Annotated in this window: 7 protein-coding genes; 4 read left to right on the top strand and 3 right to left on the bottom strand. The window is 32.7% G+C overall.

Annotation, left to right across the window (positions count from 1 at the left end):
- Positions 1–5: 5 nt before the first annotated feature.
- The 3 genes from OEA66_RS18545 to OEA66_RS18535 all read left to right on the top strand — a co-directional run bounded on the left by OEA66_RS18545 (position 6) and on the right by OEA66_RS18535 (position 2,811).
- Positions 6–590 (top strand): hypothetical protein, encoded by a 585-nt coding sequence (locus OEA66_RS18545; RefSeq protein WP_267282799.1) that lies wholly within the window; start codon positions 6–8, stop codon positions 588–590.
- A gap of 162 nt (positions 591–752) precedes the next feature.
- Positions 753–1,688, top strand: coding sequence for a hypothetical protein (locus OEA66_RS18540; RefSeq protein WP_267282798.1), 936 nt, complete (start codon positions 753–755; stop codon positions 1,686–1,688).
- Between the two features lie 148 nt (positions 1,689–1,836).
- A complete protein-coding gene (locus OEA66_RS18535; protein WP_267282797.1) occupies positions 1,837–2,811 on the top strand; it encodes a HEPN domain-containing protein in 975 nt (324 codons plus the stop codon).
- A gap of 255 nt (positions 2,812–3,066) precedes the next feature.
- Here OEA66_RS18535 and OEA66_RS18530 read toward each other — a convergent pair whose 3' ends face one another.
- A complete protein-coding gene (locus OEA66_RS18530; RefSeq protein WP_267282796.1) occupies positions 3,067–4,161 on the bottom strand; it encodes a transposase in 1,095 nt (364 codons plus the stop codon).
- A gap of 1 nt (position 4,162) precedes the next feature.
- Positions 4,163–4,978 (bottom strand): RNA polymerase sigma factor, encoded by an 816-nt coding sequence (locus OEA66_RS18525; RefSeq protein ID WP_267282795.1) that lies wholly within the window; start codon positions 4,976–4,978, stop codon positions 4,163–4,165.
- A gap of 395 nt (positions 4,979–5,373) precedes the next feature.
- Between OEA66_RS18525 and OEA66_RS18520 the strand changes: the two genes are divergently transcribed.
- The gene (locus tag OEA66_RS18520) at positions 5,374–5,613 is read left to right on the top strand and encodes a helix-turn-helix domain-containing protein (protein ID WP_267282794.1); all 240 of its coding nucleotides are present in this window, start codon (positions 5,374–5,376) and stop codon (positions 5,611–5,613) included.
- 612 nt (positions 5,614–6,225) lie between these two features.
- Here the strand turns inward: OEA66_RS18520 and OEA66_RS18515 are convergent.
- Positions 6,226–12,264, bottom strand: a complete 6,039-nt coding sequence (locus OEA66_RS18515) for an NACHT domain-containing protein (RefSeq protein WP_267282793.1) — start codon at positions 12,262–12,264, stop codon at positions 6,226–6,228.
- Positions 12,265–12,466 lie beyond the last annotated feature (202 nt).

The raw sequence follows: 12,466 nt of genomic DNA, 5'->3' as shown, positions 1-12,466 counted from the left end.
TTGCCATGAAAAATATACTAATTGTTCTTTTTTCAATTTTTAGTTTATCAACTTTTGGTCAACAAATAGTAACAGTCAAGTTACATTCAATAGTTGGTTATGAAGATTATGAAAGCTTTGCTCATATGTCAATTCAAAAATTAAAACTAGTCCTAAATTCAGAAAAGTTTAAACAAAAAGTTCTTACAAGGAAATTTACAAAGACTAAGGGGATGTCAAACCAAGAAATTTATGACTTAATAATTAAATCACATGAAGTGCAAGGTTTAGGAGGTTATGACAACGTTGTTGACCTACGAATTAGGACACTTACCCTTGAGAAAGATGGAGAAAAATGGATGAAAAACTGTGAGCCAAATTCATGGGCAGGAACGATTGGTATTGATGGGCAAGGCGATGGCGTTACTGCCATTTGCCCTCAAAGACTTAAAATGTGGAGTGAGAAGAATGATTATGGTTCATTAGCTGGACATTATGCACATGAGTATATGCACATTTTAGGATTTAGCCATAGTGGTTTGAATAAACGAAAATCTTTAGTTTACAAAATTGGCGACATTGTAGAAGAAGTAATAAATGAAGGACTATAAATAAAGCCAGCAGGTAACAGCACCTACAAGAAATTGGCGGTTCACTGATTTAAAGAAGCTTTGTGCTCAGAATCAAATTCGGTGGTAGCATACAGTTTTCGACTCCGAAATCGCCAACTTTTTGTAGCTGTAAAACATTAGTAGAAAATTTATATAAAGATTATGTCAAGATACGAAGCACAAAGAAATCGAATTTTCAAAAAATACATTAACAATATCAATCTCTTATTAGATAACCAATTACTGTCAAGCAAAAGAGACAGTTACTTATGTCCACTTTGTCTAAAGAGCTATATATCAATGTATATCGATGAAAATAATTTTTTAACACTTGAAGATGCACCACCAAAATCTCTAGGTGGAAGACCGAACACATTGACCTGCAAAAAGTGTAATAATGAAGCTGGCGAAAAAATTGATTTTCATCTTGCAGAAAGAATGAAGGAGTTAGATAATAAATTATTTCTTCCTAACACAGAGTTTAAAGCCTTAACAAATATTGATGGGGTGACTTTAAGAACAACTATTTCAATTGATGAAAAGGGAGAAATGAGTATTTTCCACAGTGCAAAAAATAACAATCCTAAAATACTTAATCCTATAATGGAAAAAGTTGGAAAAGATAAAATCATTGATTTTAATTTCCTGAAAAGTAGAGTTATACCTGAAAATTTAGAATATTCTATATTAAAAACTGCTTTTATAATACTTTTTCAAAAAACCGGATACTCATTAATAATTGATAAAAGTTACGACTTAATTAGAGAACAAATTTCTAATCCAACCAAAAGAATTTATCCAGAGAATTTTTGGGGATACAACACCAATAAAATGAAACCAGGATTATATTTTGTGATGAATAAAGGTTTAGAATGTGTGATGATTGTCTTTGATTTAATTTCAGAAAAATCTAAAAGAAGTTTTACAGCACTTCTTCCATTACCTAATATAGAGTTGGATAAAATAATTACGCAAATAAATAATACAATTTCTATCAGCAAAGAAATAGAATTAAAAATTTATGATGGAAACAGTGATGATTACATTAATAATTTAAACTCAATAAATAAACTAATGAGTTGGGCATACAAAAGATAAAGACTTCTGCTAACAAGGGTTTTGCTAATGTGGGGCGAAACTGCAAAGTTCAACGGAATTTTTTCCATTGAACTTTTGTACAAAATTGAAAATTTATTCTTTGATTACCTTAACCTTACAAAGTCACTAAAAATTTAAATTAATTTTTATGAATGAAATACTTATAGCATCAATAGGTAATTCTTATGTTGATTTTTCAAAGTTAGATTTAAGTCCCTGGAAAATTCAGGGTGGAAAGCTATCAGATGAAAATACCAGAAAAAAAATAGTTGAGGAATTTCAGATTATTGAAATTGCTTGGGACAGGATTGTAGAAGCAACCCAGAGAGGTAATAGTTCTGGATTGTATGTTGACTATGAACATAGAAGTCTTTTATGGCCTTTAGATAAAAACGATCAACCCAATGAATCTGACTTTTATGAAGTAATCAATATTTTGCGTATTTTACATCCATCCGAATTATATATACATAATATTTTTTCTACCACGTATGATCAAGGTTTGGGTACCCAAATAAGTTCTTGGTCTCAATCAGAGTCATATGTTTGGAATAAGTATGATAAGCCTGAGCAACATTTTTTTATTTATCCAGAAGATCAATTTTCAGAGACAAATGCATTATTGCAAATTTTTAAAAAATACAAAGACATTAATTACATTAGTAATGCAATAAAATATTATTCAGACTCATTTTACGTAAATAGTCCAGAAATGTCATTTATCTGCTTATGCATCTGTTTAGAAACAATAGTTTCAGGAAGAGAGCAACTTTCATTTAGTTTTAGAAGAAATCTTGCAGTTTTATGTTCCAATTCAGAAGAGGAAGGCAAAAATATATTTGAAAATGCGAGACTTCTTTACAATTACAGATCAGCTTTAGTTCACTCCGGAATGAGTAAAAAAAATTATGAAAAGTTTGACTTGTTTTTTAAATATGCACAATTTCTATCTTCAAGAATGATAATTGAAATGGTTTTGCATAATATACCTTCGATTGAGGGATTAGACAAGAAAATTACTGAATTAGGGTTTGGTAATAAACATAAAATCTCAGAGAACTACAAAGAGATTATTAGTAATAAAATTTCGTGGCAGGAAGTGTCAGATTATAATTTACGATAGAGGTCATATAATAACTACGCCAAATTAGTAATTAAGTCAATATAAAAGTTTGCATTTGGTATTTTTGGAAAGTCAATAAAAATTAGTCTTTACTTCATTGGCAACTTGATGTGTTTTTCTAAATTTATTCAGAATTTATTTTCTTGTTTAATATTTATGGAAAAAAAGAGCCCACGCCGTTGTATATACTATTTAGTATTTAGTGAGTGTTCAAGACCTCACCCTGCGGGTGTACAAGCACCCTCGTTATTTTTTTTATCCAATGATCAATTCGATACCAGCCTTTTCTGCTTTGTATTTTATTTTGGTCTGCAATTCGTAATAACTCCAGTTGCGAAGTACAAATTCCTGTTCTTTTGCAATGCCTATCTTGTCTTCCTGATTTTTAAGGACAAGCGTGCCCGCTTGTTGCTGGATGCAGAAATCAATCAATTTCCGGCTGTACAAATGAAGCCGATGACTTACATATCTGCTTTCCAGATTCTCTGTTTTATACAGTGCTTTCTGTTTACGTTTGACTCCATTTCCTGAACGGGCATAGGCGACGCCCGCTTGAATCCTTTTTTGACTTGCCTGAATTGCAAGCCTGCGGTATAAAAACTCTTCTTTTGAACCAATATTGATTCGCACATTGTTGGCTTTTACTACGATTGGATGTTCCAAAGACAGGGAAGCTTCTGCAATGATTTCGGGTTTTAAAAGGCGCTCTTCTTTTTCAAATTCAAATACTGCAAGCCAATATATTTTTCCATCTTTAAGCTGGATCTGCGATGTACAAAGCTTGATCTCTTTTCTCAAGAGGCGTTCCATTATCAACCGCTTGTCAGAAAAGTCTTTCCCTAAATAAGTTTTAACAGGAATCGCAAACATATTGAAACAAAACGCTTTCTTTTCTGGATCATATTTCATTTTGCTGATGCATTTTACCGGAAGTGGAATTGGAATATTTTTTTTAAAATTTCTCAGTGATTTTGTTCCCTGCCAGTAATCGGCTTTGTTTTTAGAAAAGGTTGATTGAATCGTATTGTTCAGACTTCCCAAAATGTCGGTGGGAATCTCTCCTTTAAAACGGTCAGAGACCAGGCGCGCTGTTGTATTTGTTTTCGAACGGGTGAATATTCCCATTTCATCTTTGTTTACATCCGCTAGTTTGTATTGGACATCTTCAGTGAGGTAAAAGAAATCCTTGATCATTTCCTGAACATACAGATGGGAAGCAATTAAATTAGCCGCACGAAAACAGCGGTTCTGATACCGGTAGAGTTTTTCCCACATCTGGTTTTTTTCATCAGATGGAACGTCGATCAGCAACTGAATTTTTCGGGTCAATGTCATCGTTGATTTTTCCATTTCAAAGAGTTATTTCCGACGTGTTTTGATTTTGCAGATGTTGATAGGCATACAGAAATTCCCGATGGACTTCCTTTTCAGGTAATTTGAGTTCTCGTGCAATAACTGCAAATGAAGATTTCTGCTCAAACCTTCTTTTCAAAATATCAAGTTGTTGATTACTGAGTTTTTCTGACTGCTCCTTGTTATCGAAAACCTTTTCCTGTGGCTGTTCAAAAGAACTTACTCTAAGAATTTTCCGAAGATCATTTATAGCTCTGCTCACCTCATTGCTGATGTCTTTCACACTACTTCCCATTGCTTCTGCGATTGGTTTGTGTTGAAAGCCATATTCCAAGCAAAGTTCAATCAGGTGTTTTCTTTTGGGGTCCAGAACGGGTAAAATCTTTTTGACTTCATCGAATTTGTTTTGGTCGGATTCCTGACTGAGAAGATACTCTTTATCTTTTAGCGGGTCATAACCTGCTAGATAATCCTGATAATTCTCAAAACTTTCAAGAGAGGCAATTAAGCGGTGGAATTTATTTCTTGGAGAAGAGACATACGATATACAATCTCTTTTCATAACAAACCGTAAAAAGCCAGTAATATGATTCGGGGTTTCAATGGTGTCCCGGTGTAGCCACAATTTAAGAAAGGTATCCTGAACAATAGTTTCCACTACAAAATCATCCTTAAGCACTTGCCATCCAACCCAAAAAAGAAGTCTTTTGTAGCGTAAATGAATGTATTCAAGAGCGGTCGGATTGCCTTTTTTCAGCAGTTCGTACAACTGAAGATCGGTTAACTTCCGGGGCAAAGAGTTTGTTCTTTTCATAAGCAGCCTATTTAGCTAAATTATTGCTAGAAGGAACTGCTTAGATAAATTAAGATGAATCTCTCCCTCAAAATGCTAACTCACTACATATATTGCCCAAATGAAAAAGCGTGGAACTCAACTTATTGACTAGAGGTACTGGTATACCCGTGTACGATAAGAGAGCCCACGCCGCGGTCGTGAGCTAATTTACTTATCTTCTCGTACACATAAAAATTACCAGTTTTCTAGTCGAGAATCTAAGCAATAGCTTCGATTATTATTTTTGAAGTATTGCAAAGTTACCTTTATTGTAACTTATTTAGCAAATATAAAACATTTTTCTTAATGTAGGTTAATTCGACTACAATTGTTTATTAAAATCTCTTCATTTTGTCTATTCAAAGTTAACCGCAATGGATAAATTAGAATTTAGAATAGCATTTGGTAAGAGAGTTGAAATGTTTAGGAAAAAGCTGAATTTGAGTTATAGAGAGTTGGCGCAAAAATGTGATGTAGATCATAGTAATATTAGCAAAATAGAAAAAGGGGAAGTAGATTTTAGAATCTCTACTCTTCAAGAGTTAGCAAAAGGGTTAGATGTACATCCACAGGAACTATTTGATTTTAAATTAAAGAAAGAAAATTATCTTTGAACAATTTTTTTACTTATAAATTTATATAGAGGATATCGTTAAACAAAGATATACCTATTGAGAATGTAATATTTGTATACTCCCCTCTTGTAAGAAGTATATAAAATCGAAAAATTAGAGATTGCCCAAACTTTTTGGACTTCTTCTTTATTTGGAAAAATTAATGTATTTAATACGCTATACTACCAATAAATTTCCCTTATTAACTACTTAAACAAGTATTAACTATAAAAAATTATTAAAGACATTTTGATAATTTTTAAAATGCACATCCATAACTTCAACTAAGCAAGAGTAATTCTTAATGGATTTAGAGAACATCTTTTTTAATTATGGAAAAAATAATAGAGTAAAACATCAATCCTTTCCGTGTTAGACAAGTTCTTAAAATAAAAAAAGTAAATTTTCTTACGATGATTTCATTATTGAATAACTTGTTTCACTTATTGAATCAGAAACATTACCTGAAGAATTAAATATATTGGTATTAAATGTAACTTTTTTATCTAATATGGATAACGGAACAGTCTGATGGATTTGAATCCTGAAAATAATGTAATTGTTTTAGAATTTAGCTCACATAGCAGATAACTAAATTAGATAACTCACAATTTAGGTTACTTTTTTGATATTATCAACTTCTGCAATATTTTTACTACTGTGGCGTATAACTTTTTTTTGAAAGAAAAGGTTTTTAAACTCTTTTTGAAGTTGTCCAAGTGCTTTGTGAGAAATAACGACGTACCAGCCTTCACCTACTTCACCGTCATACCTGGTTCCCATTTCAACATTTCCATTCAACCAATAGATTGATTTCGCCATAACTTCTTGATCTTTACTTTTCCAAGCAAACAATTGTTCATCGGGAATCCATCCGAATTTTCTCGCCAGCTCAGGATTAAAAGCAATCCAGTTATTTTTTATACCATCATAATTTAAGACTGGTTTTCTCTTAATAATGATTTTATCTCCACATTCCGTTAGATCAAAATAGTTTTTGCTTTGTCTTACAATTAGTGTTTCGTATCTGTTACCAGTTCCAAAATGATGAAAGTTTTCATCAGGAGATATTTGCGTCATAAATATTTCCGTTGGTAAATCCCAAGTCAAATTTTTAAGAAATGAATGTTCAGCTATCACTAGAAAATTGTAATCTACATGTTTAATAGGATCGTTAAGTCGCACATTGGAGGCGACACGATTTACCCAATCATCGTTTAAGCCTCCGTATTCATCTTCTTTTATTTCACCGATGAAATTAGGTTTCTCGGCTTCAGGAAAATCCAACAATCCAGAATCAATCATTTCGAAATATTGGGCGATTTCCACTTCTTCAATTATTCCACAGTCTATTAATTCTCCCGCTGCCATCATAATGGCTGTGCGGGTACTAAAAAGTTGCGGATTGACTAATGAGTAGTGCAATTCAGCTTCGTTTAGAATATATTTTAATTCTGATAATGAATAAGGAATAGGATTTTTGTTTTCAAATTCTTTTTTCAGATGAAGTACTCTAAACAGTATATTTTGCTCTGGAAGTAATGATACGGCAGATAATATCTTTATGAGATAAAAGAAAGGTTTAAGATAACTACTTTTTTCATCTGAATCGAAGGAAATATCTCCTGTACTACTGGATAAGTCAGCACTTTCGTGTAGATGAATTGAGTATAGACCAGGAATTGCAATATTTTTTGGATTTGGAATATTTTCATTATACTGTGTAAGAATGCGCTTAGCGATGATTCGATACTCGACATTTAACGATACAGCATAAAATTTGAAGTCTTCAATAAAAGTTTCTGCAGCGAGAGAATCACGCTCAAATAGATGAAGTAAAATAGCAAAGCGGCAATTCTCATCTAATTTGTTACTTCTTATAATTTCGACAGCATAATGATCCTCTTTGAGCAGATACTCAGCAAATATTTTTTGTATTCTTTCTTGTAAAAAAGGGAGTGAGAACAATGAAGTAAAGACCAAGTAATCAATTATGGTTGTGCTAATGTTATCATTAGTGCTTAAGGTAGGTAGCTCGGTACTCATATTACTATTTCCCATTAATCTTTTGAAATAATCAAAAACTTCCAGCCATACATCTTGTACTGAAATATTTTCGTCTATTAGAGGAAGAATATTTTCTAGTTCGCTAACAAAAAATGTTGGATAGTTACTGGCAAGTACGTCTTGGCAAAAAATTTCAAATGCTTTGTCTGAAGATTTTTTAGAATCAATGTTTCGTAAGGCATTGAATGCATTAATTCTGCTACCTCCGTCATAGCCAACGCTCCAGCCAGACTCACCAGATATACTAAGACTTTTTTCTGCCAAATCTGTGGCTAACTTTCTATCTCCGTTCTTTAAAGCAATCGCACTTAAATTGGAAAAGAATCCCGATTCTCTTTTTCGGGGATGAATTGAATTTATAAGTTGCTTGACTTCGGGAATAGAAAGTTCAAATGGTAATTTTTTAATCACAGATGACCAGTCGAAATAAGAATTCGATTGATCCTCATCCAATATGATGTTTTGTAGCAAATCAAAGTTTGTTACTAGAGCAAGCACTTGTCTCTCATCTAAAGTTCTATAAGGATTTTTTAATACAATACTATTAGTGGCACTATTATCCGATCTTCTACCGATTATAGGAGGAATTTCGATCGGTAATAGGATTTTTGCCTCATCAACATCTGCACTATCAAGAAATTTCTGAATGCACTTCAGGAAATCGTGTCGGTTGCCTTCAAAAGATTTTGTTTTAATATTGTGGATAAGCTCGGTAATATAAAGACTGAAGAAAGCAATCCCAAATACTTTATATCCTTTTTCTAAAATGCTTTTTAATAAGTCCGAAGATTCATCTTTTGCGAGGATTAAAAATAAATTTTTATATAATGATAAAATCATATCAAAATCATTTTTAGATGAGCAAACCTTCACTAATTCATCAATTAACAAACGGGTACCTTCAGTAAAATCAATAAGCCCTCTCTGTGTTTGCCATATTAGAATTTTTAATCCAGTATGAAGGTTATGCTCTAGTCCGGCTTTTAATATATCTGCGGTTGCCTCCAGATAAGCTCTGCCTTCTGTAGTGTCTTTTATATGTTGTAAGTGGGATAAGAAATAATTTAATCGTTCTGGTGCTCTTTCTGGTTCATATTTATTAATTTTTTTTAACCACTCTATCCATGTGCTGTACTGGTAGTCTTTACGGTATCCGACTCCAAATGACTGTAGACAACTTTCCTTAAGCCAAAATTCAGCGTCGTCTAATTTATTGAGAAGCTGATATGTCTTTGCATGGGATAAACATTCCGAAACTCTTGCATCCAGATCTAGACCAGCCAACATATCATCCTCTATATTTCTAAGTTGTACTTCTGCGATGCCATGATCAAGACCATTTTCAAGTAAGCAATTAATAATCCTTCGTTTGGTATCTGGATTCCAATATTTCGGATATGCACTAAATTCATTAAACAAATAATTAGCTAATTTTCCTATGACACTTCCCCCAGCGGGAGCTACAGAATCTATAAGATATTCAATTGTTGAATTTTTTGTTTTTCCAATTTTGTATGAATATTTAAATCGAGGGTGAAAATCTCTGTAAAAAAATCTTACGATCGGAGAAATTCTATCCACCAGATTTTGAATTTCACATTTCTTGATAATATCTGTTTCAATTTTTGTTATTAAAAATAAAATTCTCTGATACTTTGCCAAAATTTCTTCCTCACCCGTTTCGCTAGGTATAGCTTCGGACAAAGATTTATTTTTGTCACATAGATTCAACAACTTATTAAGTCTGATTTGATGTTCAAACTCAGTCAGAGTATCTCCATATCCTAAGTTTTTTGCAATTTGCTCTGTAGTGGGATGTTCGATTCCTTCAATCCATGAATAGCTTTCATCAGTGTCAGCCGTGACCGCATACACAAGATCAGCAATGTAAACCCTTCCATACTCATTTGTGATTTTTTCTTTGCGAAACTCTTTTTTAATAATTTCTAAAAAATGATACGACCTATTTTTATCATTTTGCTCCAAACATTCTAATATGGCATCTTTTAAAAGTTGTAATAAGGTATTTCTCATCGCAACATCACCTGTTTCTAATTTGCTAATAACTTTTTCAAAATCTTCCCACCTATTTTGTGATATAAGACTATATCCAAGTTCGAGTAAAAGAAAATTTAAAAGATCTTTTGCAGGATTATCTGTTTCATAAGTATCGTAATCATCGGGAAGTTGGATATTGAAAATCTTATCCAGCAAACTTTCTGTAGTCTCAAAATATGTTGCTGTTTGCACCCATTCTTCTAGAAGATTCTTCGACTCTTCGAACTGATGATTGTCATCAATTGTTATAGAATTATTATTTACAATGTCTGGATAAGCTAAATCATATAACTGTCGAGCTTCTGATCTTATTTCTTTTTCAATAAATAATCGTGATGATTTAAGTGCTACGTCATTATCTACAGTAAGTGTCTTTCCGTTTCTCAAACATTCTGTAGCTTCCTGGATCTTATTGATTGCCAACAGTTCCTCTATAAATGAAGATGGATTGTAAATAGATAATCTGCTTTGGATCTCTGATAGGCAAAATAAATACCTGAGCAGTAATTTAAGATTTTGGGTTCTTCTCGCTATTTCTATTCCTAATTTCGCATCTTGCTTGACAGCGTCAGGAGGTCTGAGTTCAAGGAGTTGATTTGTAAGATGGCTTGCATCAACAACCTCTATAAACTTATCGTAGTCACCGCCGTAGAATAGGTGGTAATTAGCTTTCCAACCTTTTTCCTTCCCTGAAGCAAAATATAACTCTGCAAGTCGTTGATGAAAATCTCTGTCTCTTTTTTCATTTAGTCCATTTGAAAAATAATTCAGAGCGGTTTCCGTTATTAAGAATTGTCTGAAAGAATTATGAAAGAAGGAAATGTATTTATTCTCTTGAGTGAAAAGTATTTTAGCCGTATCTCTAAATTCTTTAATCGTAATTGCGGGGAAATCCCATTCTTGCATGAAATCGGTATTGATACTTCCATTTATTCGTGCCAAAAGGCCCAATAGCTCAATTAATTGCGCATTGCCAGCTATAGGCTCCCACAACTTCATATAGTAGTTTTCAATATTGCCGTCAATTTCAGGTAATTCATTCAAAAGGTCACCAATTGAATCCCTTTTCTCTAACCACCCTGCAATGTAGTTAAGATATAGTGGATGCCCTTGAGACTTTTGAAAAATTAAATCCTTTTCGCTTATCGTTACCGGTTTATTTAAAGATAGGGCTTCAATATATTTATGAACATTATCTTTGGTCAAACTGCTCATTTTTACTGTTCTGTCACCAAAAGAATATACTTTACGTATCTCCTGAGGCAGATCTTTTAATTCAAATGATTGGCTACCTAAAATAATAACAACTCCTTCAGGAAGGGCATCCGGCAACGGAAGTTCTTTCAAAAAACTATTTGCTACTTCTTTATATTCACGTGGGACATGATCCAGCCCATCAATAAGGATAACAGTTTTTTCTTGGCTAGCTTCAAATTTGTCTCCGAGAATCCTCAGTTGTTCGTTAAAAATATCTTTTAGAAATAAAATATCCTTATATGGTAAAACCTCACCATGGTAACAGCCTGAGTCCTTTAACTGATTAACTAGATCAAAAAAAAGATTGACTGCATTTCCTCTTTCGTAGAAATTTTTAGCGGACGAAGGATTGAGGAAATCAAAAGCGTAATACTTAACGACATCTTCCTTGAGTCCTTTTGTCCATCGATTTAGCAACGTAGATTTTCCTGAACCTGGACCACCAACTAAAAAGATGTAACCTGTTGTGATTATATTGTACATATTGTCCAATTCATCGATAGTAGCTCTGATGGGTTGATACAAGGGGCTATCATGAGTGATTTCGTGATTGAAAACTGTGCTAAAACGATCAGCCCATCTTAGTTCATTAATGATTTGTGAGCGCGAAAATTCAACGATTCTTTTGCTATCTGCAGCTTTTTCAAAAATGAATCTGCTTAAATCGGTCAAATCTTGTTCATCTTTATGAAGTCTGCTGTTTTGTATTGTAAAAGTTTTTTGTACATAGTTAGTTTGAAAGTCAAGAACTGATATAAAATTTATAAAATCATCATAACCTCCGCAAAAATTTTGTAGCTCAGTAATCAAATTATTCCACTTTTTTTCAGGGCTTGTACCGCGCTTAATTTTTTCTAAAACATCACTTAAGAAAGTTGCGAAATCAGCAGTGCTATCATCCTGAAGTTTAATTTTGTCGTTCTGGGATGCTTTTTTGTTAGTGATTAAATGCGGGATAATTATTTTTGATGGATTTGTTTTTTTTAATTTTTTATAACTTGAAAACAACAGCGGAAATAACTCCAAAAAATTTTTGTAAGTAATGGTTGCGTCTGCAATGGTCCATTTTATTTGGTAGGCATGAATTTCATTGTTTGTTGCATAAAGGATGTCATCAAGTTTTTCTGCTTCAGGATCTGCAACACGAATCCATATTAAACTTTTATTAATAAGATTAATGTATACGAATCTTGCAAACTCATCAAATTGTGGTAAATAACCACTTATTGCGGCTCTTTCTCCTCGTGCAGAAATTTGATTTTCCTTCATAATTATAATTGTTAAACAAAAGTAAGAATAAGATGAGATAACAATTTTCTTTATTCTTCGAAATTAGTTGCAATTTTTTATTAATAATAATCTTTTAAAGGTTTTTAATCGGAATTCGTGAAAATATCATAGGATGTTGAACTACTTAAAATAAGGAGATGTTCTGATTAAAAAATTCTATATTAGTATCTTAATAACACTT

Source organism: Chryseobacterium luquanense, from assembly GCF_026460945.1.
GTDB classification, from domain to species: domain Bacteria; phylum Bacteroidota; class Bacteroidia; order Flavobacteriales; family Weeksellaceae; genus Chryseobacterium; species Chryseobacterium luquanense.
The sequence above is the reverse complement of the archived record's forward strand: the minus strand, read 5'-3'. Positions and strand labels throughout refer to the sequence as shown.